This is a genomic window from Streptomyces sp. TP-A0356 (assembly GCF_001417775.1).
Taxonomy (GTDB): Bacteria; Actinomycetota; Actinomycetes; order Streptomycetales; family Streptomycetaceae; genus Streptomyces.
In genome coordinates this window covers 111,597-134,463 of sequence record NZ_BBZJ01000020.1, presented here as the reverse complement: position 1 = coordinate 134,463, position 22,867 = coordinate 111,597, and the positions used below count along the sequence as shown (strand labels likewise).

Annotated in this window: 22 protein-coding genes; 14 read left to right on the top strand and 8 right to left on the bottom strand. The window is 71.4% G+C overall.

Annotation, left to right across the window (positions count from 1 at the left end; translation table 11 throughout):
* Positions 1 to 75: 75 nt before the first annotated feature.
* The gene (locus ASC56_RS19185) at positions 76 to 450 is read left to right on the top strand and encodes a YchJ family protein (RefSeq protein ID WP_055492691.1); all 375 of its coding nucleotides are present in this window, start codon (positions 76 to 78) and stop codon (positions 448 to 450) included.
* 181 nt (positions 451 to 631) lie between these two features.
* Here the strand turns inward: ASC56_RS19185 and ASC56_RS19180 are convergent, their stop codons facing one another.
* Entirely contained in the window at positions 632 to 1,333 is a 702-nt protein-coding gene (locus ASC56_RS19180; RefSeq protein ID WP_055492690.1) for a FadR/GntR family transcriptional regulator, read from the bottom strand.
* A gap of 130 nt (positions 1,334 to 1,463) precedes the next feature.
* On the opposite strand from ASC56_RS19180, the gene ASC56_RS19175 reads away from it, so the two are divergent.
* From ASC56_RS19175 to ASC56_RS19160, 4 genes are all read left to right on the top strand, one after another.
* The gene (locus ASC56_RS19175) at positions 1,464 to 1,994 is read left to right on the top strand and encodes a gluconokinase (protein WP_055492689.1); all 531 of its coding nucleotides are present in this window, start codon (positions 1,464 to 1,466) and stop codon (positions 1,992 to 1,994) included.
* A 226-nt stretch (positions 1,995 to 2,220) separates the two neighbouring features.
* Entirely contained in the window at positions 2,221 to 3,618 is a 1,398-nt protein-coding gene (locus tag ASC56_RS19170; protein WP_055492688.1) for a GntP family permease, read from the top strand.
* A gap of 10 nt (positions 3,619 to 3,628) precedes the next feature.
* Entirely contained in the window at positions 3,629 to 4,387 is a 759-nt protein-coding gene (locus ASC56_RS19165) for an SDR family oxidoreductase (protein WP_055492687.1), read from the top strand.
* A 14-nt stretch (positions 4,388 to 4,401) separates the two neighbouring features.
* Positions 4,402 to 5,427, top strand: a complete 1,026-nt coding sequence (locus tag ASC56_RS19160) for an L-idonate 5-dehydrogenase (protein WP_055492686.1) — start codon at positions 4,402 to 4,404, stop codon at positions 5,425 to 5,427.
* Positions 5,428 to 5,611: 184 nt separating this feature from the next.
* On the opposite strand, the gene ASC56_RS19155 is transcribed toward ASC56_RS19160, so the two are convergent.
* The 3 genes from ASC56_RS19155 to ASC56_RS19145 form a co-directional block, all read right to left on the bottom strand.
* Positions 5,612 to 6,244, bottom strand: a complete 633-nt coding sequence (locus ASC56_RS19155) for a cytochrome b/b6 domain-containing protein (protein WP_055492685.1) — start codon at positions 6,242 to 6,244, stop codon at positions 5,612 to 5,614.
* The gene (locus ASC56_RS19150) at positions 6,228 to 7,001 is read right to left on the bottom strand and encodes a molybdopterin-dependent oxidoreductase (protein ID WP_055492684.1); all 774 of its coding nucleotides are present in this window, start codon (positions 6,999 to 7,001) and stop codon (positions 6,228 to 6,230) included. The genes ASC56_RS19155 and ASC56_RS19150 overlap by 17 nt, the downstream gene beginning before the upstream one ends.
* A 221-nt stretch (positions 7,002 to 7,222) precedes the next feature.
* Positions 7,223 to 8,878 (bottom strand): FAD-binding dehydrogenase, encoded by a 1,656-nt coding sequence (locus ASC56_RS19145; protein ID WP_055492683.1) that lies wholly within the window; start codon positions 8,876 to 8,878, stop codon positions 7,223 to 7,225.
* A gap of 244 nt (positions 8,879 to 9,122) precedes the next feature.
* On the opposite strand from ASC56_RS19145, the gene ASC56_RS19140 reads away from it, so the two are divergent.
* The 7 genes from ASC56_RS19140 (at position 9,123) to ASC56_RS19110 (ending at position 14,536) form a co-directional block, all read left to right on the top strand.
* Positions 9,123 to 10,016, top strand: coding sequence for a DMT family transporter (locus ASC56_RS19140; protein ID WP_055492682.1), 894 nt, complete (start codon positions 9,123 to 9,125; stop codon positions 10,014 to 10,016).
* A 182-nt stretch (positions 10,017 to 10,198) separates the two neighbouring features.
* Positions 10,199 to 10,717: an NUDIX hydrolase gene (locus tag ASC56_RS19135; protein WP_055492992.1), complete on the top strand. Its 519-nt coding sequence runs from the start codon at positions 10,199 to 10,201 to the stop codon at positions 10,715 to 10,717.
* 67 nt (positions 10,718 to 10,784) lie between these two features.
* Positions 10,785 to 11,177: a YidH family protein gene (locus ASC56_RS19130; protein WP_055492681.1), complete on the top strand. Its 393-nt coding sequence runs from the start codon at positions 10,785 to 10,787 to the stop codon at positions 11,175 to 11,177.
* Positions 11,174 to 11,497 carry a DUF202 domain-containing protein gene (locus ASC56_RS19125; protein ID WP_055492680.1) on the top strand — a complete coding sequence of 108 codons (324 nt, stop codon included), beginning with the start codon at positions 11,174 to 11,176 and terminating at the stop codon, positions 11,495 to 11,497. Before ASC56_RS19130 ends, ASC56_RS19125 begins: the two co-directional genes overlap by 4 nt.
* A 136-nt stretch (positions 11,498 to 11,633) precedes the next feature.
* Positions 11,634 to 11,930 carry a hypothetical protein gene (locus ASC56_RS19120; RefSeq protein WP_055492679.1) on the top strand — a complete coding sequence of 99 codons (297 nt, stop codon included), beginning with the start codon at positions 11,634 to 11,636 and terminating at the stop codon, positions 11,928 to 11,930.
* Between the two features lie 362 nt (positions 11,931 to 12,292).
* Positions 12,293 to 13,315, top strand: a complete 1,023-nt coding sequence (locus tag ASC56_RS19115) for a phosphotransferase family protein (protein ID WP_055492678.1) — start codon at positions 12,293 to 12,295, stop codon at positions 13,313 to 13,315.
* 6 nt (positions 13,316 to 13,321) lie between these two features.
* Positions 13,322 to 14,536, top strand: a complete 1,215-nt coding sequence (locus tag ASC56_RS19110) for an acyl-CoA dehydrogenase family protein (RefSeq protein WP_055492677.1) — start codon at positions 13,322 to 13,324, stop codon at positions 14,534 to 14,536.
* A gap of 57 nt (positions 14,537 to 14,593) precedes the next feature.
* Here the strand turns inward: ASC56_RS19110 and ASC56_RS19105 are convergent, their stop codons facing one another.
* The 3 genes from ASC56_RS19105 to ASC56_RS19095 are packed head-to-tail and all read right to left on the bottom strand — an operon-like array spanning position 14,594 to position 17,633.
* A complete protein-coding gene (locus ASC56_RS19105; protein ID WP_055492991.1) occupies positions 14,594 to 15,187 on the bottom strand; it encodes a TetR/AcrR family transcriptional regulator in 594 nt (197 codons plus the stop codon).
* Between the two features lie 26 nt (positions 15,188 to 15,213).
* Positions 15,214 to 16,872 carry a class I adenylate-forming enzyme family protein gene (locus tag ASC56_RS19100; RefSeq protein WP_055492990.1) on the bottom strand — a complete coding sequence of 553 codons (1,659 nt, stop codon included), beginning with the start codon at positions 16,870 to 16,872 and terminating at the stop codon, positions 15,214 to 15,216.
* On the bottom strand, positions 16,869 to 17,633 hold the full coding sequence (locus tag ASC56_RS19095; protein WP_055492676.1) for an SDR family oxidoreductase: 765 nt from the start codon (positions 17,631 to 17,633) through the stop codon (positions 16,869 to 16,871). The genes ASC56_RS19100 and ASC56_RS19095 overlap by 4 nt, the downstream gene beginning before the upstream one ends.
* Positions 17,634 to 17,859: 226 nt before the next feature.
* Between ASC56_RS19095 and ASC56_RS19090 the strand changes: the two genes are divergently transcribed.
* Entirely contained in the window at positions 17,860 to 19,176 is a 1,317-nt protein-coding gene (locus ASC56_RS19090; protein ID WP_055492675.1) for a hypothetical protein, read from the top strand.
* 20 nt (positions 19,177 to 19,196) lie between these two features.
* On the opposite strand, the gene ASC56_RS19085 is transcribed toward ASC56_RS19090, so the two are convergent.
* Positions 19,197 to 21,980, bottom strand: a complete 2,784-nt coding sequence (locus ASC56_RS19085) for a penicillin acylase family protein (protein WP_055492674.1) — start codon at positions 21,978 to 21,980, stop codon at positions 19,197 to 19,199.
* A 223-nt stretch (positions 21,981 to 22,203) separates the two neighbouring features.
* On the opposite strand from ASC56_RS19085, the gene ASC56_RS19080 reads away from it, so the two are divergent.
* Entirely contained in the window at positions 22,204 to 22,806 is a 603-nt protein-coding gene (locus ASC56_RS19080; RefSeq protein WP_055492673.1) for a hypothetical protein, read from the top strand.
* Positions 22,807 to 22,867 lie beyond the last annotated feature (61 nt).

The following is a 22,867-nucleotide window of genomic DNA, read 5'->3' as shown; positions in this document are numbered from 1 at the left end:
CCCGCGATGACGGGCGGCGGGCGTCCCGCCCCGGGCCCGCGCGGGAGCCTCGGCGGAGCGGGCAGAATAGCGGTCATGACCACGCGTTCCTGCCCGTGCGGGCTGCCCGAGGCGTACGAGAAGTGCTGCGGCCGTTTCCACTCGGGTACCTCCCTCGCGCCGACCGCCGAGGCGCTCATGCGGTCGCGATACAGCGCGTTCGTGAAGCGGGACGCGGGGTATCTGCTGCGCACCTGGCATCCGCGCACCCGGCCCGCGCGGCTCGACCTCGACCCCGGGATGCGCTGGACGGGGCTGGAGGTGCTGGAGACGACGGACGGATCCGCCTTCCACGCCACGGGAACGGTGACCTTCCGGGCCTCCTACCGGGGCGGCACCCTGCAGGAGCGCAGCCGGTTCGAACGGCTCGACGGGGCCTGGGTGTACGTCGACGGGAGCCTCCTCGCCTGAGGAGGCTTCGCCGACCGACCGGGGCGCCGTCGACCAACAGCCGACGCGCCACCGACCCGCGCTCCCCGACCGACCGGGTGCCCGAGACCAACAGCCGACGCCCGACCGACCCGCGCTCCCCGACCCGACTCGTCCTCGACCGGCGGGCCTCGCCGGTCGGCGGGGGGTGTGGGGCCTGTGGCTACGGCGCCAGGATGTCCAGTTCGTGCAGTGCCCCGACGGTGATCTCGCGGGTCAGTTCCTCCGCGCGGGCCGCGTCGCCCTCCCGTACGGCCTCGGCGACCTGGACGTGCAGGGTGACCGCGGCCGGGTCGGGGTCCTCGAACATGACGTCGTGGTGGGTGCGGCCCGAGAGGACCTCCGCGACGACGTCCCCGAGGCGGGCGAACATCTCGTTGCCCGACGCGTTCAGGATCACCCGGTGGAAGGCCACGTCGTGGAACAGATAGGCCTCCAGCTTGTGGCCGCGTGAGTTCGCGACCATGCCCAGTGCGCACTCGGTGAGTTCGGCGCACTGTTCGGGCGTGGCGTTGCGCGCTGCCAGGCCCGCGGCCACCGGTTCGACCGCCGAGCGCAGCACGGTCAGCGAGCGCAGTTGGTGCGGGCGGTCGGCGCCGGCCAGGCGCCACCGGATGACCTGGGGATCGTAGACGTTCCACTCCGACCTGGGGCGGACCGTCACGCCCACCCGGCGGCGGGACTCCACCAGATGCATCGATTCCAGCACGCGCACCGCCTCGCGCATGACGGAGCGTGACACCTCGAAGTGCTGGGCGAGTTCGTCGGTGCGCAGCACGCTGCCAGGCGGGTACTCGCCCGCGGTGATCGCGGGGCCGAGGGTGTCCAGTACACGGCCGTGCAGCCCCCGGCCCGGTGTGGTCATGCACTCAGCGTACGAGGCGGGTCACCGGGCGAAAAAGTCAGACTTATTTGTCACAGAGTCTTGAATTGGTCGTACCTAATCGGTTTCAGTGACGTCGACACCAGATGTCGACGAAGACAGCGAGGAAGCGATGAGTACCCCCCACGTCGTCGTGGTCATGGGCGTCGCGGGCACGGGCAAGACCACGATCGGTCCCCTGCTTGCGGCCCGGCTCGGCGTTCCGTACGCCGAGGGCGACGACTTCCACCCCCCGGCCAACATCGCCAAGATGTCGGCCGGTACCCCGCTCACGGACGAGGACCGGTGGCCCTGGCTCGACGCCATCGGCGCCTGGGCGAACGGGCGGGCGGGGCTCGGCGGGGTGGTCAGCAGCTCGGCGCTGAAGCGGGCGTACCGCGACCGTCTGCGGGCCGTGGCTCCCGACGTGGTCTTCGTGCACCTCACGGGCGACCGCACGCTCATCGAGGACCGTATGACGCACCGGCAGGGGCACTTCATGCCCACGGCACTGCTGGACTCCCAGTTCGCCACGCTCCAGCCGCTGGAGCCGGACGAGGCGGGGGTGGCGGTGGACGTCTCGGGCAGCCCCGAGGAGATCACCGCGCGCGCCATGGACGCCCTGCGCAACCTCGAGCGGTCCCCCGCCCGGCCTGCGCGCTAGGCCTCGGCCGCAGCGACAGCCACCGGCCCTCGCCGTAGGCGCCGACCCCGCAGTACCCCGGCCCTCCCCGTAGGCGCCGGCACCGAATACCCCGGCCCTCCCCGTAGGCGCCGGCACCCCGCAACGCCCCCCGGCTCTCGCGGCGGACCCCCTCCCCAGGGGCCGTCGTGCCGGGGGTCTCCTCACCCGAAACCGAGAGTTCCTCTCCTCACCCTAGGGAACCCCCGTGACCAGACTCAGCGTCGAGATGCTGGCAGCGGACACCGTCGCACCGATCACTTCGGCGGGCCACGCTCAACTGGGCATCGCGGTACTGGCGGGCATCGCCGTCATCGTGCTGCTCATCACCAAGTTCAAGCTCCACGCCTTCCTGGCCCTGACCATCGGCTCGCTCGCCCTCGGCGCGTTCGCCGGGGCGCCGCTGGACAAGGCGATCCTCAGCTTCACCACCGGGCTCGGCTCGACCGTCGCCGGTGTGGGCGTCCTCATCGCGCTGGGCGCGGTCCTCGGCAAGCTGCTCGCGGACTCCGGCGGCGCGGACCAGATCGTGGACACGATCCTCGCCAAGGCGGGAGGCCGTGCGATGCCGTGGGCGATGGTGCTGATCGCCTCCGTGATCGGTCTGCCGCTGTTCTTCGAGGTCGGCATCGTGCTGCTGATCCCGGTCGTACTGATGGTCGCCAAGCGCGGCAACTACAACCTGATGCGCATCGGCATCCCGGCGCTCGCGGGCCTGTCCGTGATGCACGGTCTGATTCCCCCGCACCCCGGCCCGCTGGTCGCCATCGACGCCGTCAAGGCCAACCTCGGTGTGACGCTGGCGCTCGGCGTGCTGGTCGCCATCCCGACGGTGATCATCGCCGGTCCGCTCTTCTCCAAGGTCGCGGCCCGCTGGGTGGACGCCCCGGTCCCCGAGCGGATGCTCCCTCCCCGTGCCTCCGAGGAGCTCGAGCGGCGCCCCGGCTTCGGTGCCACCCTGGCCACCGTGCTGCTGCCGGTCGTTCTGATGCTGTCCAAGGCGCTGGTGGACATCGTCGTCGACAACCCGAAGGACCAGGTGCAGCGGGTCTTCGACGTGATCGGCTCCCCGCTGATAGCCCTGCTCGCGGCCGTGATCGTCGGCATCTTCACGCTCGGCCGTCCGGCCGGGTTCAGCAAGGAGCGGATCACGGCGACCGTCGAGAAGGGACTCGCGCCCATCGCGGGCATCCTGCTCATCGTCGGTGCAGGCGGCGGCTTCAAGCAGACGCTGATCGACTGCGGCGTCGGCCACATGGTCCTGGACATGTCCAAGAACTGGTCGATCCCCGCGCTGCTGCTGGCCTGGCTGATCGCGGTGGCGATCCGGCTGGCGACCGGTTCCGCGACCGTGGCCACCGTCTCGGCCGCCGGTCTGGTCGCGCCGCTCGCGGCCGACATGTCGACCACCCACACGGCCCTGCTGGTGCTGGCCATCGGCGCCGGATCGCTGTTCCTGAGCCATGTCAACGACGCCGGATTCTGGCTGGTGAAGGAGTACTTCGGGCTCAGCGTCGGCCAGAACCTGAAGACCTGGTCGGTCATGGAGTGCATCATCTCCGTGGTCGCCGGGGGCCTGGTCCTGCTGCTGTCGCTCGTGATCTAGGAGGACGGAAGTGAGCCACCCTCTCTTCGACATCCGCGGCCGTACGGCGCTGGTGACCGGCTCCAGCCGGGGCATCGGGCTCGCGCTCGCCCACGGTCTGCTGGAAGCCGGCTGCACGGTGGTCCTCAACGGACGCGACACCGAACGGCTCGCCAAGGCGGCCACGGAACTGCCCGGGGACGTGCACACGGCCGTCTTCGACGTGACCGACGGCCCCTCGGTCGCAGCCGGCATCGCGGATGTCGAGGAGCGGGTCGGTCCACTGGACATCCTGGTCAACAACGCGGGGATGCAACTGCGCGCCCCGCTGCTGGAGTTCACCGACTCCGACTGGCACCGCATCCTGGACACCAACCTCACCAGCGCGTTCCTGGTCGGCCGTGCGGCGGCCCGGCGGATGACGGAACGCGGGCACGGGAAGATCATCAACATCTGCTCGCTGCAGAGCGAGGTGGTCCGTCCCGGCATCGCCCCCTACGCGGCGACCAAGGGCGCCCTGAAGATGCTCACCAAGGGCATGTGCGCGGACTGGGGCCCGCACGGTGTGCAGGTCAACGGGCTCGGTCCCGGCTACATCGAGACCGAGCTGACCCGGCCGCTCGTCGACGACGAGGAGTTCAGCGCCTGGGTGCGGCGGCGCACCCCGGCCGGGCGCTGGGGCCGAACGGACGACCTGGTCGGCGGGCTGCTGTTCCTCGCCTCCCCCGCGGCGGACTTCGTCGGCGGGCAGGTGCTGTACGTCGACGGCGGCATGACGAGCGTGCTGTAGGAAGGGACTTGGCGATGCTGGGATGTGTGATCCACGGTCCGGGCGACCTGCGGGTCGAGGAGCGGCCGGTTCCACAGCCCGGGCCGGGGCAGGCGCTGGTCGCCGTCCGCTACGGCGGGGTGTGCGGCTCGGATCTGCACTACTGGCGGCACGGCCGGGTCGGCGACTTCCGGCTCGAGGAGCCGATGGTGCTCGGCCACGAGGTGGTGGGGACGGTCGTCTCCTACGGCGACGGTACGTCAGGTCCGTCCGTCGGCACCGCTGTCGCCGTGCACCCGGCCACTCCCTGCGGGGTGTGCCCGGAGTGCGCGGGCGGTCGGCGGAACGTGTGCCGGGACACCCGCTACCTCGGCAGCGCGGCCCGCTTCCCGCACGTCCAGGGCGGGTTCGCGACCCAGGTGACCGTACCCGCCGAGCAGCTGCGACAGCTGCCGGACGGCCTCGAACCGCGCCGGGCCGCGCTCGCCGAGCCGTTGGCGGTGGCCATGCACGCGGTGCGACGTGCCGGTGAGGTGGCCGGGCGGCATGTGCTGGTGACCGGCGCCGGGCCGATCGGCTGTCTCGTGGTGGCGGCCGCGAAGGCCGCGGGCGCGGCTTCGGTGACGGTCACGGACCTCCTGCCCCGGGCGCTGCGGTTCGCCGCGGCGGCGGGCGCGGACACGCTCGTACGGGCGGACGACCCGCACGACACCGGGTGGCCCGGCGAGGTCGACGTGGCGGTGGAGGCGTCCGGGGTCGCCGCCGGGCTCGACACCTGTCTGCGGCTGGTGCGGCGGGGCGGGGTCGTGGTCCAGCTCGGCATGTTGCCGCCGGGGCGGAGTCCCTTCCCCGGGAACCTGGTGGTGAGCCGCGAGATCGAGCTGCGCGGGGCGTTCCGGTTCGACGGGGAGTTCGACGCTGCGATCGAGCTGCTCGCGGCCGAGCCCGCGTTGGACGCGCTGGTCAGCGCGGTGGTACCGGTCCGGGAGGCCGAGTCGGCGTTCGCGCTGGCGGCGGACCGGGGCCGGTCCTGCAAGGTGCTGCTGGACTTCGGGGCCTGACTACCGGGGCGCCCGGCCAGGAGTCCGGCCGTCATGGCACACGGCGTGGACGCTGGTGGCCGCGGCGCAGGCGGCGCAGGCATCGGCCAGCCGCCAGGAGCGGCCGCTGCGGGGGGCCTCGCGGCGGCCGACCGGGCCGTCGTCGACGGGCACGGTGAGGCCGGGCCGGCCCGCCTCGTGGCCGCTACGGCCGCCACAGCGGATGCTCCCGCTCCGCCCAGGCCCGGCTGACCTGGCCGGTCCGCAGGCCCTGCCGGGCCTCCGGGTCGCCGAGGGCCATGCCGATGTGACCGGCGACGACCACGCCGATCGTCAGGGCGAGCCAGTCGTGCACGAAGGTCGCCGAGGTGCGCCACATCAGCGGGGTGAGGTGGGTGAACCACATCAGCAGCCCCGTGCCGAGCATCACCAGGGTGGCGCCCGCGATCCAGGCCGCGTACGTCTTCTGGCCCGCGTTGAACTTGCCCGCGGGCCGGGACGCTCGGCGACGGTCGCGGCGCAGGGCCGCACCCAGCCAGACCCGGTCGTGCGGCCCCCAGCGGTTGAGGTGCCCGAGGTCGGCGCGGAAGGCGCGGGAGACCAGGCCCGTCAGGACCGGGACCGGGAGCAGCAGTCCGGCCCACTCGTGGACCGTGACCACCAGTTCACGGCGCCCCACCAGTTCCGCGAACGTGGGGATGTACAGGCAGGCCGCGGTGACCACGCACACGCCCATGAGCGCGGCCGTGGCACGGTGCACCCAGCGCTCGGCGCGGGTGAAGCGCCGCACCCGGGCGGGGGCGGAGACGGTCTGTGCGGCGTCAGCTCGTGGGTGCATCGTCCCGTCCGTTCGACCGGCCCACCCACGCGTCCACGTCGTAGCCGCGGTCCTCCCAGTACCCGGGCCGTACGCTCCGGGTGACGGTGATGCCGGAGAGCCACTTCGCGGACTTGTAGAAGTACATGGGGGCGACATAGAGGCGGACCGGGCCGCCGTGGTCATGGCTGACCGGCTTGTCCTGCATCGTCAAGGCCACCAGGACGTCGCTGCGGCGCGCCTGTTCGAGGGTGAGGCTCTCGGTGTACGCCCCGTCGAAGCAGGTGAAGTGGACGGCGCCCGCGGCGGAGCGGACGCCCGCGGCGTCCAGCAGCGTGCCGAGCCTCACACCCTCGAACGCCGTCTTCGGCACCCGCCAGCCCGTGACGCACTGGACGTCGTGCACGAGCCGGGTCTGGGGCAGGGCGCGCAGGTCGGCGAGCGTGTACGTCTTCGGGTGGTCGACGAGGCCGTCCACGGTGAGGCGGTAGCTCCTCTCGTCCCGGCGCGGGACGGACGCGGTCACCGAGTAGTAGCGGAAGCCGCCGCCGTTGGGCAGCAGTCCGGTCAGGCCCGTCGGGTCCTTGCCGGAGACGCTGCCCAGGAAGGCCTCCAGACCGCGCTGGAGCGTGGGCGCGGCGACGACACCGAGCGCGCCGAGTCCCAGGGTGCCCAGCAGGAGCCGGCGGCCGATCGGGGTGCCGCTCGCCGAGGGCTCCGGCGTCTCCCGGTCCGCGGGCCGCGCCGCGTCCCGCTCTTCGGGTCGTTCAGGGTTCACAGCATGATTCGAGCACCCGCCGCCCCTCGGTGCCAGGGGCGACGGGTGCCCGTCAGGATTCCGTAACCACTTCTCACCCAGGAACCCTTCTCATCCGGGAACCCTCTCACCCGGTGCCACGGATCGGACGGGCGGGGCGGGGCGGCGGCCGTCCGGGCCGCCGCCCCGGTCTCCCGCCGGATCGCCCGTGCGCCACGGTCCGCGACGGTCCGACCGGTGCGCTATCCGACCGCCTCGGCCGCCGCCCGCCCTGCCGTGCGTCCCGAGAACAGACAGCCGCCGAGGAAGGTGCCTTCGAGGGAGCGGTAGCCGTGCACGCCGCCACCGCCGAAGCCCGCCGCCTCCCCGGCCGCGTACACGCCCGCCAGCGGATCGCCGCCCTCGGTCAGCACCCGGGAGGAGAGATCGGTCTCCAGGCCGCCCAGCGTCTTGCGGGTGAGGATGTTGAGGCGCACCGCGATCAGCGGGCCGGCCTTGGGGTCGAGGATGCGGTGCGGGGCGGCGGTACGGATCAGCCGGTCGCCGAGGAACCTGCGGGCCCCGCGGATCGCCGTCACCTGGAGGTCCTTGGTGAAGGGGTTGAGGACCTCCCGGTCACGCGCGACGATCTCGCGCCGGAGCTCGGCCTCGTCGATGAGCGGCTCCTTGGTGAGCGCGTTCATACCACGCACCAGCGCACCCAGGTCCTTCTCCACGACGAAGTCGACGCCATGGTCCATGAACGCCCTGACCGGCCCGGGCACATCCGCGCGGGCCCGTCCTATGACGTCCCTGACCGACTTGCCGGTCAGGTCGGGGTTCTGCTCGGAGCCGGAGAGCGCGAACTCCTTGCCGATGATCTTCTGATCGAGCACGAACCATGTGTAGTCGTACCCGGTCCGCATGATGTGTTCGAGCGTGCCGAGGGTGTCGAAGCCGGGGAAGAGCGGAACGGGCAGTCGCCGTCCGCGCGCGTCGAGCCAGAGGGAGGACGGGCCCGGCAGGATGCGGATGCCGTGGTTGTCCCAGATGGGGTTCCAGTTGTGGAGGCCCTCGGTGTAGTGCCACATGCGGTCGCGGTTGATCAGCCGGGCGCCGGCCTCCTCGACGACACCGAGCATCCTGCCGTCGACATGGGCGGGCACGCCGGAGACCATCCGCTCGGGCGCGGTGCCGAGGCGCTGCGGCCAGTGGGCGCGCACCAGGTCGTGGTTGCCGCCGATGCCGCCCGTGGTGACGATCACCGCCTGGGCCCCGAGTTCGAAGGCGCCGGTGACCGCGCGGCTGCTGGCCCTGCCCCGCGACACGTCCGACGGCTCCAGGATCTCCCCGGTGACGGTGTCGACGGAACCCGCGCTGCGCGTCAGGCCGGTGACCCGGTGGCGGAACCTCAGCTGGACGAGTCCCCGCGCGACCCCGGCCCGTACCCGCCGCACGAAGGGTGCGACGACGCCGGGGCCGGTGCCCCAGGTGATGTGGAAGCGCGGGACGGAGTTGCCGTGCCCGGTGGCGTCGTAGCCGCCGCGCTCGGCCCAGCCGACCACGGGGAAGAAGCGCACGCCCTGCCCGTGCAGCCAGGCCCGCTTCTCGCCGGCCGCGAAGTCGACGTACGCCTGCGCCCATTTGCGCGGCCAATGGTCCTCGGGCCGGTCGAAGGCGGCCGTGCCCATCCAGTCCTGGAGGGCGAGCGCATGGCTGTCCCGGATCCGCAGCCGGCGCTGCTCGGGCGAGTCGACGAGGAAGAGGCCGCCGAAGGACCAGAACGCCTGGCCGCCCATCGACTGCTCCGGCTCCTGGTCGAGGAGGATCACCTTGCGGCCGGCGTCCACCAGCTCCGCGGTGGCCGTGAGCCCGGCGAGGCCTGCCCCGATCACGATGACATCAGCGTCGTAGGCCATGCGCCCGTCCTCTCGCCGCGACTACCCGTCGCCATGTTGTTACTGGCGGGTCAGAATCCTTCGACAGAAGAGTGACCGAGTCAACCGCCTGTTTCCGGGTACTCGTTGCCGTCGGCGAACTCACGTGGCCCGCTGCGGGCCGGGGCTTGCCGGGAAGCGGACAAGTGCGGGCGGGTCACAGACGGGAGCGTTACAGTCAGCGTGATACGCATCCCGTGACCCCGCTGAATCATTGAGGTACAGCGTGTCGGTACTGGTTCTGGCTCTCGCCGTCAGCGCGGCCTTCTGCCTGGGCACCGGATTCGTGCTGCAGCAGAACGCCGCCCAGCAGGCACCGCTGAGCGACTTCCTCTCCCCCCGGCTGCTGCTGGACCTGGTGAAGATGCCTCGCTGGCTCGGCGGTATCGGCCTGATGGTGGCGGGCATGATCCTCAGTGCCATCGCGCTGGCCCACGGCGAGATCTCCCTGGTGGAGCCGCTGGTCGCCACGAACCTGTTGTTCGCGATGGCCGAGTCCCGCCGCCAGACCAAGCAGTCCCTGGGCCGACAGGGGTGGGCCGGACTGGCGCTGCTCGCCGGTGGCGTCACGGCGTTCATCGTGGCGGGCAGGCCCCAAGGGGGCGTCGCGATCACGGATCCCGTACGGCACTGGGTGATCATCGGTGTGATGGTCGGCCTCGCGCTGCTGCTGACGACGTATGCGAAGAAGTCACGGCTGATCATCGGGCCGATGCTGCTGGGCCTTGCGGCGGGGCTGCTGTACGGCGTGCAGGACGCGCTGACCCGGGTGAGCGGGCAGCGGCTCACGGAGGGGGGCTGGGCCGAGTTCTTCACCAGCTGGCAGCCGTACGGGGTGCTGGCTCTCGGGGTGACCGGGTTGATCCTGGTGCAGAGCGCCTTCGAGACTGCGCCGCTGCGGATGTCCCTGCCCGCGCTGACCGCGGCCCAGCCGCTGGCCGGAATCCTGTGCGGGGTGGGCTTCCTCGGTGACCGGCTTCGCACCGACACGGGCGCGCTGGCCTGGGAGGCGGCGGGGCTGGCGGCGATCGTCCTCGGCATCGTGCTGCTCGGGCTGCACCCGGCCATGCCGCGGGGATCGTCGGAGCCCGAGCGCGAGCGGGACCTGCAACCTGGGTGAGGGCTCGGGACGCTGCGGCGGGGGTGGGTCAGCGACCGCCGGGCCGCGACCTCGCAACCGGTCGCCTGATGCCATGGGCCCCCGGAGCTCCGCCCAGCGCGGGTCCCCGCCGCAGCCCACTTCGGTAGGGCTTCGGGGACCGCGCGGTGGGCCCGGGGACCCGGAATGCTTGGATGGGTTCCATGAGTGCCGCTGATGAGCTTCTCGACATCGTGGACGAGGACGACAGGGTCGTCGGCCAGTCGCCGCGCGGTGAGGCGTACGCGCGCGGGCTGCGCCACCGGTGCGTGTTCATCCAGGCGCGGGACGCCGAGGGCCGTGTCTTCGTGCACCGCCGCACCCACACCAAGCTGGTCTTCCCCTCCCTGTACGACATGTTCGTCGGCGGGGTCGTCGGCGCGGGCGAGACCTACGACGACGCCGCCCTGCGGGAGGCCGAGGAGGAACTCGGCGTCAGCGGTCTGCCCCGCCCCGAGCCGCTGTTCAAGTTCCTGTACGACGACGGCGCCGCCCGGACCTGGTGGTCCTCGGTCTACCAGGTCCGCTGCGACCTGCCCGTCAGTCCCCAGGCCGAGGAGGTCGCCTGGCACGACTTCCTGACGGAGGACGAGGTGGATCGCCGGCTTTCCGACTGGGAGTGGGTCCCGGACGGGCTCGCCGCGTACGAACGGCTCAAGGCCTACCGCCGGTCCACGGGCTGACCGCCCCCGAGGCCCACGCGGACGCCCGGCGGCGAACCGAGCACAGCGGCCCGGTAGGGTCCTGGGCGTGAGCGAATTCGTACGGAACGTCCGGCTGTGGTTCGCGCCCCAGGAAGTCAGGCAGGAAGGCCGTACACCCGACTACCGCTTCTCGCTGGCCAACGAGCGCACCTTTCTCGCATGGCTGCGCACCGCGCTCGCGCTGATCGGCGGCGGCTTCGCCGTGGACCAGTTCCTGCCGGACCTGCGCTGGGCCTGGCGTGTCGGGCTCGCCCTCGCGCTGCTCGCCGCCGGGGTGCTGTGCTCGCTGCGGGCCGTCAACCACTGGGTCCGCTGCGAGCGGGCGATGCGGCGCGGCGAGGACCTTCCCGTGTCCCGCTTCCCGGCGATGCTGGGCATCGCCGTCGCGGTGGTGGCGATCGCCATGGTCGCGGTCGTCCTCGTCGGCTGGGAAGGATGAGCGACCAGGACCGGCCGCGCGACCCGGGGCTCCAGCCGGAGCGCACCCGGCTCGCATGGCGGCGTACGACCCTTGCGTGCACCGTCGCCTCCGTGCTGGCGGTGAAGGCGGCGCTGCACGGGAGGACGGCGGCGGGCTTCACGGTCGTCGCCGTCTGCGGCCTGCTCTGGTTCGGCTTCCTGGTCCTCGCCCACCTGCGCATCCGCGCCCTGGCCGGCGGGGACACCGACGGCCCGCCGCCCCTCGCACCCCGCCACGCCGCCGCCGCGGCCCTGTGCACGGCCGCGGTTGCGGTGTGCGCGGTGGCGCTGCTGTTCTGAAGGTGCTGAAGCGCTGAAGGCGCTCGGAAGGCACTCGGGGTACCCGGATGGTACACAGGTTGAATGAAACGGAAATGCACCGATATATCCCGTTAGCCTGAGCCGTCATCGCACGACACCCCCGAAGGTGAGCGCCATGAGCACGCCGCACCAGGAACACACCGCGCACCAGCACAGCCACGGACCGGCCTGCGGGCATGACGCCGTACCCCACGGGGACCACGTCGACTACGCCCACGACGGGCACCTGCACCGCGAGCACAGCGGCCACTGGGACGAGTGCGAGCCCGGTGAGCACGTCACCCACCAGGAGCACGGCCACCACCACGACGAGGGCTGCGGCCACCGCCGGGTGCAGCACGGTGACCACGTCGACTATCTGCACGACGGGCATCGGCACGCCGAGCACGAGGGGCACTGGGACGACCACTGACGACCACTGACGACCAGCGGCGAGCACGGCTGCGCGAGAGCGAGCGGCTGGTGGCCAATCTGCACCGCGTGTAGGCCGAGTTGGACGGGCTGCCCGAGGGCGCGCCCCTCGATCCGCTTCCCCCCTTCCGGGACATGGCCGTGATGAACGGCGGCGAGATGATGGTCAGCCATGCCTGACGAGATGATGGTCAGCCACGCCTGAAACACAGCGCACGGCGGCGACGCGCCGCCGTGCCGTCCCGGGACATCGGCGCCACGATGGCGTGGTGGCGCCGATCACGTTTGCTCCGCGCACTGGACGACATACCGACCGGTCGGCATCATGAGGCAGGTCCTGTTTCCATGCCCGTAGGAGCAACGATGAGCCCAGACCACCCGCCAGGTCTCGATCTCGACCGGCTGCGCGGCCTGCTCGACACCGAGCGGCCCGGACTGGTGAACGGCCCCCTGACCGGCCGGCTGATCGAGGGCGGGCGGTCGAACCTCACCTACGCCGTCTCGGACGGCACCGACCGGTGGGTCGTACGGCGTCCCCCGCTCGGGCACGTCCTGGCCACCGCGCACGACATGAAGCGTGAGCACCGGGTGATCAGTGCGCTCCACCCGACGGCCGTTCCGGTGCCGCGTCCGGTGCTGCTGTGCGAGGACGATTCGGTGCTGGGCGCCCCCTTCTACGTGATGGACTTCGTCGAGGGCACCCCCTACCGCACCGCCGAGCAGCTGGACCCCCTCGGCCCGCAGCGCACCAGGGAGGCGATCCTCGGTCTGGTGGACACGCTGGTCGAGCTGCACGCGGTGGACCCCGGCGAGGTGGGGCTCGCGGACTTCGGCCGCCCGGAGGGCTTCCTGGACCGTCAACTGCGCCGCTGGGGCAAGCAGTTGGACGCGTCCCGCAACCGCGAGCTGCCCGGCATCGACGAGCTGCACGCGGCACTCGGCCGCGAACTGCCGGCCTCTCCCGCGCCCACGGTGATCCACGGGGACTACCGCCTGGACAACGTGCTGCTCGGCGACGACGACCGGATCGCCGCCATCCTCGACTGGGAGATGTCCACGCTCGGCGACCCGCTCACGGACGTGGGCCTGCTGGTGATGTACAGCGTGCCGCTCAGGCTGCCCGACTCCCCCATCTCCACCACCGCCACGGCCGCGGGGCACCCGGACCCGGCCGAGCTGATCCACCGGTACGCCGCCCGCTCGGGGCGTGACGTCACGGCCGTGCCCTGGTACACGGCGTTCGCCTGGTTCAAGCTCGCCGTGATCCTGGAGGGCATCCACTACCGCTACACGCTGGGCCAGACGGTCGGTGCCGGCTTCGACCGCATCGGCGAACTGGTGCCCGTCTTCATCGAACACGGCCTGACCACCCTTCAGGAGGGCTGATCCGCCATGGACTTCGCATTCGACGCGCGCACCGAGGAGCTGCGCGCCAAGCTGCTCACCTTCATGGACGAGTACGTCTACCCGGCGGAGGCCGTCGCCCACGAGCAGCGCGCGCAGCTCGCCTCGCCGTGGGACACCCCCGCGATCGTCGAGGAGCTGAAGGCCGAGGCCCGCCGGCAGGGCCTGTGGAACCTCTTCCTGCCGGACTCCGAGTATGGCGCGGGCCTCACCAACCTCCAGTACGCCCCGCTCGCCGAGATCACCGGCCGCTCGCCGCAGCTGGCGCCCACCGCGCTGAACTGTGCGGCGCCCGACACGGGCAACATGGAGGTGCTCGCGCAGTTCGGCGACGAGCGGCAGAAGAAGCAGTGGCTCCAGCCCCTGCTCGCCGGTGAGATCCGCTCGGCGTTCGCGATGACCGAGCCCGAGGTGGCCTCCTCGGACGCCACCAACATCACCACGCACATCGAGCGGGACGGCGACGAGTACGTCATCACCGGCCGCAAGTGGTACATCTCCGGGGCGATGAACCCGGACTGCAGGATCTTCATCGTGATGGGCAAGACGGACCCGGACGGGTCCGACATCCGCCGTCAGCAGTCCATGGTGCTGGTCCCGCGCGACACCCCCGGCGTACACGTCCGGCGTGCGATGCAGGTGTACGGCTACGAGGACCACTATCACGGCGGTCATGCCGAGGTGGTCCTCGACCACGCGCGCGTGCCGCTGTCGAACCTGATCGGCGAGGAGGGCGGCGGCTTCGCCATCGCCCAGGCCCGTCTCGGCCCCGGGCGCATCCACCACTGCATGCGTCTGATCGGCATGGCCGAGCGGGCGATCGAGCTGATGTGCAGGCGGGCGGTGACCCGGGCGGCGTTCGGCAAGCCGCTGGCCCAGCAGGGCGTGGTCCACAACTGGATCGCCGACGCGCGCGTGGCCGTCGAGCAGCTGCGGCTGCTGGTCCTGAAGACCGCGTGGATGATGGACACCGTCGGCAACAAGGGCGCCCACACCGAGATCCAGGCCATCAAGATCGCCACTCCGCGAACGGTCGTCGACATCATCGACAAGGCGGTGCAGCTGTACGGCGCGGGTGGTGTGAGCCAGGACTTCCCGCTGGCCGAGCTCTGGGCGGGCGCCCGGACGCTGAGGATCGCGGACGGTCCGGACGAGGTGCACCAGCGGTCGCTGGCGCGCCGGGAGCTGAAGAAGTACCTCTGAGCCTGGGCAAGGGGCGGCCGCACCGGCGGCCGCCCCTTGCGCGTGTGCATCGACCCGCTACGGACGCAGCGCGCGCAGCAGCAGGTCCGCCAGGTGGTCGGCGACCTGCTGGGGGCTGAGCGGCCCGTCCGGGCGGTACCACGTCGACAGATGGTGCACGGAGCCGAAGTGGTAGTCGACGACCAGGTCGGCGGGCGTGGCGGAGGAGAACACGCCCGCCTTCTGGCCCTCCTCGATCAGGGCGCGGAAGCGCTCGTGATAGCGCCGTCGTTCGGCCCGTACCTGCTTGTTCTTCTCGGGGCTGAGATGGTGCATGGAACGGAAGAAGATCATCGCGTCGTCGAGGTTCTCGATCGTGGTGACGACGACGTCCGCGGCCGCGTCCCGCAGCCGCTTCTCGACCGGCTCGTCGGCGTCCGCGAAGGCGTCGAGGCGCTCCTGCTGCACACGCAGCACACGCGCGTACACCTCGTGCAGCAGATCGTCCTTCGACCCGAAGTAGTGGTACAGCGCGCCCTTGGTGACGCCGGCCGCCTCGACGATCTCCTGTACGGAGGTGCGGTCGTACCCCTGATCGGCGAAGAGCCGGGTGGCGGCGGCCAGCAGCCGCTGCGGGACGGGCGTACCGTCCCCGTCCGTCGTTCTGGGCACTGCCGCCACCTGCCTTTCCTCGATGTCTACTGGCTCGGCTGCGACCGGGATCGCAGTTCCCGACGGAGGATCTTCCCACTCGCCGTCTTCGGCAGGTCGGGCAGGATCTCCACCTGACGGGGGTATTTGTAAGCGGCCAGTCTCTCCTTGCAGTACGCGGCCAGCGCGTCCGGGTCCGTCTCGGCGCCGGGCCGCAGGCTGATGTACGCCTTGACGGTCTCCCCGCGGTAACCGTCCGGCACCCCGACCACGGCCGCCTCGCGCACCGCCGGGTGGGTGTACAGGACGTCCTCGACCTCGCGCGGCCACACCTTGAAGCCGGACGCGTTGATCATGTCCTTCTTGCGGTCGACGACGTACAGCCAGCCCCGCTCGTCCATGAAGCCGATGTCGCCGGTGCGCAGCTCGCCGTCCGGGAAGGTCTCCGCGGTGGCCTCGGGTCGCCGCCAGTAGCCGGGGACGACCTGCGGACCTCGTACGACTATCTCGCCCTGTTCGCCGAACGGCACCTCCGCGCCCTGGTCGTCGACGATGCGCACGACCGTGTCGGGACCCGGCACGCCGACGGCCAGCGTCCCGGAGACCGGGTCCACGGGGGCTTCCCGGCCGGGCGGCACGGAGGCACAGGGGGCGGTGCACTCGGTGAGGCCGTACCCGTTGCGGATGTACGGCCCGAAGCCGGACCGGAACCTCTCCACCAGGGCGGGCGGCAGCGGGGCCCCGCCGGAGGAGATGATCCGGAAGGAGGCGAAGTGGTCGGGTGTGACGGACGGGTGGGCGGCCAGCGCCATGAAGGCGGTCGACGGGCCCACGGTGTAGTGCGGCCGGTGCTCGGCGAACGCGTCGAGGACGACGCCCGCCTCGAAGCGGTAGGCCAGGACGAGCGTGCCCCCACTGGTGAGGCAGGCCCCGAGCTCGCAGACCATCCCGGTGATGTGGAACAGGGGCGCCAGCGCGAAGTAGACCGGCGCCTCGGGCAGGCCGAGGCCCGTCCGCTGCCGCTCGGCGTTGTACATGATGTTGCCGTGCGTGTTGGTGGCCCCCTTGGGGGTGCCGCTGGTGCCCGAGGTGTAGCTGATCAGCGCGATGTCGGACGGGCTCGGGGCGCGGCCCTCGGGAGCCTTGTCCCCCTGGCGGGCGACGGTCACGAGATCGTCGGCGTCGGCGGCCACCGGCAGCCGCTCGAAGGCCAGTACGCGTGTGTCGTCGCGGGTCTGGAGGTCCCGTTCGCAGGCGGTGAGCACGATACGGACCGGCGAGCCGGCGGCCGTCCGGCGCAGATACGACTCCCAGGCGCGGTCGGAGCAGACCAGGGCCGTCACGTCCGCGTCCTTGAGGATGTGGGTGACCTCGCCCGACTTGTACATCGGGTTGACGGGCACGACGGTCGCGCCGGCCTTCCAGGCACCGAGCAGGGCGAGCACGAAGTGCGGGGAGTTCTGCAGCAGGATCGCGACGCGGTCGCCGCGCCGGAGGCCGTGGGCGGCCAGGTACCCGGCGACGGAGTCGGTCAGCTCGTTCAGTTCGGCGTAGGTGATCCGGCCGTCGAAGTAGGCGAGGGCGGTGCGGTCGGCGGGGGCCTCGCGCAGGGCGTGCACCAGGGACTCGGCGGGGCTGATCGGGGCGCGCTGGGCGTCGTCGAGAAGGGCGAGCCAGGGCTTGGCGGCGTAACGGGAGGCGGTCACCGGACCGCCTCCCACTTCTGCTGGATGTGGTTCATATTGGTCAGCCAGCGGTCCGGCTCGGTGGCGCGCGCCTGGTAGTACGCGGCGGCCTCGGGGTGCGGCAGGATCAGGAACCGGTCCTCCGCGATGCCCTTGAAGAGCGCGTCGGCGACGTCCTCGGGCCCGATCGCGGTGGGTGCGAGCACGAGATCACCGGCGCTGCCGGAGGCGGTCAGCATGTCGGTGCGCACGCCCTGGGGACAGATCGCGTGGACCTTGAGGCCGCGGTGCCGGTACGTCAGCGAGAGCCACTCGGCGAAGGCGTAGGCCCCGTGCTTGGTGACGCTGTACGGGGCGGCGCCGATCATGGTGAGCAGTCCGGCGGCGGAGACGGTGGAGACGAACCGGCCCCGGCCGCGCTCCAGCCAGGCGGGCAGGAGCGCGCGGGCGGCCCGTACGTGCGCCATGACGTTCACGTCCCAGGCCTGCGCCCACACCTCCTCGTCGGCGGCCTCGGTGCCGCCGGAGCCGAGGCCCGCGTTGGCGCAGTAGACGTCCACCGTGCCGCCGAGGGCCTCCCGCGCCTCGGTCACGATCGCGGAGGCGTCGCCCGGGACCGCGATGCCGCCGATCTCGTCGGCCACGGCCCGCGCCCGGCCGGCGTCCAGGTCGTTGACGACGACCCGGGCCCCCTCGGCGGCGAAGCGGCGGGCCAGCGCGGCTCCGATGCCGCCCCCCGCTCCGGTGACGACCACTCCCGCATCCTGCACGGCTTCCACCATCGGTCTCCTTCGACGCGACGCGAATCGGCTCTGCTGCAGTCGGCTCTGCTGCGAGCGTCAGACTAACCAGTCGGTATGTAGCGAGGGAAGGCTGCCTCGGTATGGACCCGGTCACGGACTCCGCCGGTCTCGTGTACGGATGCGGCATGACATATGGCCAACCTCCCCCACCGGCAGGACGATGCGCCCCACAGCGCACTCGACCTCGGGGCGAAGGGGGCCTGTCATGGCGGTATCGGCAATGAGCGTGAGTCCCTACTGGGAGCTGACCTTCGACGCGGACGGGGACGTGGACGCCGCCGAGCGGGACCGGCTGATCGCCGAGGTCACGCGGCACGACGTCCGTGACCTGATCGTCTTCGCACACGGCTGGAACAACGACCGGTCGGGAGCGACCAGTCTCTACGGCCACTTCTTCGCACCGTTTCCGCAGCTCGCACCCGCGGCCAGGATCGGCTACGTCGGCGTGATCTGGCCGTCGATGCTGTTCTCGGACGAGCCGATCCCCGACTTCCCGCGTGCCGTCGTCGCCGAGCTGCCGCCGCGGCAGGCGCTCGACAAGGACACCCGGCAGGCACTGCTGAAGACCTTTCCGGGCCGGGCGGCGGTCATCGACCGGATCGCCCTGATGCTGGATCGACACACTGGCGGCCAGACCGAGTTGGAGGAGTTCGGGCGGCTGGTGCGGGGGCTCGTCGAGGTGGTGCCGACGGGAGGGCCGGCGCGGTTCACGGCGGACACGGTGACGGAGGGGGTGCCCCAGAGCGAGCCCGCGATGTTCACCGGGTCCGCCGCAGAGGTTTGCCAAGTCCTCGCGCAAGCGCTGGCCGGGCTGGAATCGCCGGGCGGCCAGGAGTCGTTCACGCTGCCCAACCCATGGGACGGGGCCCGCGAGCTGCTGCGGCAGGCGACGTACTACGCGATGAAACAGCGCGCCGGCACGGTCGGTGAGCGCGGGCTCGGCCCGGCCATCGGACGGCTCGCGAACGCGGCGACGGACGTGCGGGTACATCTGGTGGGGCACAGCTTCGGCGGGCGGCTGGTGTCGTTCGCGCTGCGGGGGCTGCCCGCCGGAGTGCGCACGGTGAAGTCCGTGACCCTGCTCCAAGGGGCCTTCTCCCACTACGCGTTCGCCGCCCGGGTGCCCGACGACGACCACACCGGCGGTGTTCTGCAGGGGCAGCAGAACCGCGTCGACGGTCCCCTCGTCTGCTGCTACTCCCGCTTCGACAGCGCCCTGGGCACGATGTACCCGCTGGCCTCGCGGATGGCCGACGACGACCGTTCGTTCGCCGGCCTCGACATCGGCGGGCTGCTGGGCGTCCGGTGGGGCGCCATGGGGCACGACGGGGTGCAGGCGGTGCCGGGCACGACCGCGCTGTCCCTGCAACAGGCCTTGGTCTCCCCCTTGCCCACGTCCGGCTGCGTCAACATCGACGCCGCCGCGGTGGTCTGCCACGGCGACCCGCCCTCGGGCGCGCACAGCGACATCCTGCATCCGGAGCTGGCCCAGGTGGTGCTGGCGGCGGGCCGGGTGGGCTGACCCGCCGCCGTTCGTACGTTTCACCGGTGCGACGTGTACTCCACGACCTGCTGGAACGTCGGCCGGTTCTGCCAGCTGATCCTGCCGTGCTTGATACCGCCCAGGGTGCGCTGGACGATCGAGTCGGCGCACCACTGGTCACCGGCCGAGCACTGGTCGTCGCCCGGATAGACCTGGGACGCCGTCATACCGGCCGCCTGCTTGAGGGTGCCGATCAGGACGTCGCGGCACGAGCCGAGGCTGCCGCCGCCGCAGTACTGCCGCGCGAGCTGACCCTGCGCCGTCTCCCCGAGCACCGCCCGGATGTCCTTGTCGACATAGCTCCACCAGCCGTACTGGAAGGAGCTTCCGGCGTGCGCGCCGGTCGGGCCGTGCGCGGCCGACGGGGACTCGTCGACCGGCAGGTTGCCACCGATGGCCGTGTAGAGGTCGCTGCCCAGACCGGGCTCGAACTCGGCCTTCACCAGCAGCGGCCACCAGGCGTCCAGGATGCGGATCGCCTCGGCGTCGGCGTAGGTCTTCGAGCCCGCCGAGGTCTCCGTGCGCCTAGCGCCCGCCGACACCCAGGCGGACAGCTTGCTCACCGCCGCCGCGGCCGTCGAGTCGGTCACCGTCGAGCTGTTGACGACCTTCAGAAGCCTCGGCAGCACGTCCTCCGCGCGCAGGTCGGCCAGCGCCGCGTCCGCCATCGCCTTCACCAGCGAGGACCTGGTCACCCCACCGGCGGCCACCAGCTTCCTCACCCGGTCCTCCAGCAGATTGCCGCGGTGGACCGACCCGTCGCCCCAGGGCGCGGTCGTGTAGTCCTTGGCCTGCTTGTTGTTCCAGGAGACGTAGTAGTCCTGGTCGATGGAGTTGGGGTGCTCGGACGCCGGCGTGTAGTCGGCCGTGTTCGTCGCCGGGTTCCAGTTCCTCCACTCGTAGGCCGGCTGCGCCCAGACCGGGAAGTCGGCGTCGACGCCGCTCGAGCGCACCGGGTTGTCGCCGCTGTTGTAGTACGCGGTGTGCTGGGAGTCGGCGTAGAACCAGTTGAACGTGTAGTTGATGTGCTGCGCGGCGCTCTGGAAGTCCTGCGGGCCCTTGACGTAGTCGGGGTCGTTCAGCATCTGGAAGCCGATGATCGAGTCGGCCTCGTGGAGGAAGGACGAGCGCAGGGTGGTGTAGGCGACCTTCTTGCCGCCGACGGTGGCGCGGTACTCCACGGGCCCGTACCTGGTGCGCCAGGCCCGCATCGTGTAGGAGCCGGCCGCGGTGGAGTCGGCGGTCGTCGGTGACCAGGAGTTCTTCTGCTCGACCTTGTCCATGGCCGTGCAGGTGCCGTGGTACAGGTAGTGGTAGTCGTCCTGGCACAGTTCGACCGCGTAGGTGTCGATGATGTCCTGGCCGGAGGTCGTGGCACTCCACGAGTAGTCCTGGCCACGGCCCAGTTCGACATACATGCTCAGCCCCGCGAAGGAGGCGCCGCGCGCGCTGATGCCCGGTCCCTGGATCTCCTGGAGCATGAGCAGCTGGGGTGCGAAGTAGCCGGTCTGCGGGCCGAAGACGGCGATCGGGTGGCCGCTCGCGGTGTACTTGCCGCTCACCACGAGGGCGTTGGACATCCCGCGCCGGGCGGAGGTCAGTGCGGTGGTGGCCGCCGTGGTGGACGCGCGGGTGGCACCGGAGGTGGTCGCGCTGCCGGTGCGGTCGTAGACGAGCGGCTCCTGGGTCACCGAACCGGCGTCGGGCAGCGCCTCGCCCTGCGGGCTGTCGGGCCTCGACGCGTACGGGAAGCTCTCGCCGTTGTGGACGGTGAGGACGGCCTCGGGGTCGTTGCGCTCACGGAAGGACTCCCAGACCCTGGTGCCCTCCGCCACGCCGTACTTGGACTGGGCGGCCAGCAGGGAGATCGCGTTGTTGACCTCGCCGCCACCGCCCGAGCCGAAGAGCGCGCCGATGACGGAGGCGAGCGCGACCAGGTCGGTGACCTTGAAGTGGTCGATGGTGCCGGCGTTGGTGATGGAGTCCTTGTGGCCGGTCAGGACGTACTCGCCGGGGAAGTAGCGGCCGCCGTCGGAGGCGTCGATGTAGGCGTTGACGCCGTTCAGATAGGCGCCCACGTCGGCGAGGGCCTGCTTGCCGCGGTCACCGGCGGCGGCCACCGCGTTGTCGATCTGGGCCTGCAGATCGGCCTCGGTGTAGGGAGCGTTGCGCCAGAACTGCTGCTCCAGGCCCTGGTTGGCGGGCGCGCCGCCCGCGAAGGAGGTCAGCTGGCCGCGTCCGACGTGCCGGAAGACGTCCATCAGCCACAGCCGGTCCTCGGCCGCGGCATAACCGGCGCCGAACTCGGTGCCGTATCGAGTGGTACCGGTGATGTGCGGGACGCCCGTCTTCTTGTCCCGGACGATCGCCACGTCGCCGCGGCCCGCGGGCTTCTCGGTGGAAGCGACTTGATCGGAAGGGACCCCGAACGACGCGTCGTCGAAGAAGGTGTTGATCTTCGCGTCGGTGAGGGCGGAGTAGCCCGTGGCCAGGTTGGCGTAGGGGCCGAGCTGGTCCTCGGCGTGGCCGGGCTGGGTGCCGAAGGCCTGGTTGAGGATGATCTCGACGAGGGTCGCGTTGCCGTTCTCGCCCGGCGGGAGGATGTCCGAACACCGGCCGCCGCAGTAGTCGCCGGCGGACGCGGTACCGGCAGCGGCGGCCTGGGGGATTGGCGACAAAAGACCCCCCACGAGGGCGCATATCGCGGCCGCCTTGAGGAACTTCGGAAATCTGCGGGGAGTTCTCAGTCTGTCGAGGACGTTGCGTGGGGTGCGCCGTGGCATGGCAGCTCCTCCCGACGGATGGGGGCAGACAGGCGTTACCGCCGGTATCCCTGCGATTGAAATTGAACATGCGTCAGTTTTCAACCGTTAGGCAGCGGCTTGTGGAGGTCAGCGGAAAACAGATGGAGCCGAATCGCGTGTCGATACGTCTATTCGGCGACGTCCGTACGACGACGCCGAAGTGACCGAAGTACAGGTGCAGGTGTGACGGAGGTGCAGGGCGATGGCCGGTTTCCGGAGTCTGGCGAGACAGGTGCGCGACCCCAGGTGCGACCTGGCGCTGCGGCGCTACTCGCTGCGCAAGTGCCTTGAGAAGTTCGCCCCCTACGGGCATCGGGCGACCTGGGACCATCTGTGCTCACGGGCCGGGTTCGGCCCCGAGGACCGATCCCCCGATCCGGCGCGGCTCGTGGCCGCACTGGAGGAGCTGGAGGAGGCCCGCTCCGTCTGGCTCGGCTACGAGGCCGAGTTCACGCAGCGCCGCAAGAAGGAGAAGCACGACGGACTGCGCAGGCCGGGCAGTGTGGACGACTGGCACCGGCTGACCTGGGGCGGATTCGGGGTCGCCTGGTGCGACGACCCTCGTGTCCACCCTCGTGGACCGTTGGCGGAGGTGCTGCGCCGGCTCATCGCCGCGCTGGAGCGCGAGCCGGGCTCGACGTGCCCGGTGTGCGCCGGTGAGCACCTCATCTGGAAGTACGACCTGGCTCACGAGCCCTCGTCGGGCCCGGTCTGCACGGACTGCGGGATCGTGGTGCCGCGGCCCGTACTGACGCCCGAGGCCTTGGGGGAGGCCAGGCGGGCACGGCTGCTGGTGTCGGCCTGAGGGCACGGGGGTGCGCCGGGGATGCCGCACCCCCAACTGTCGGTGGAGTCCGGCACCATCG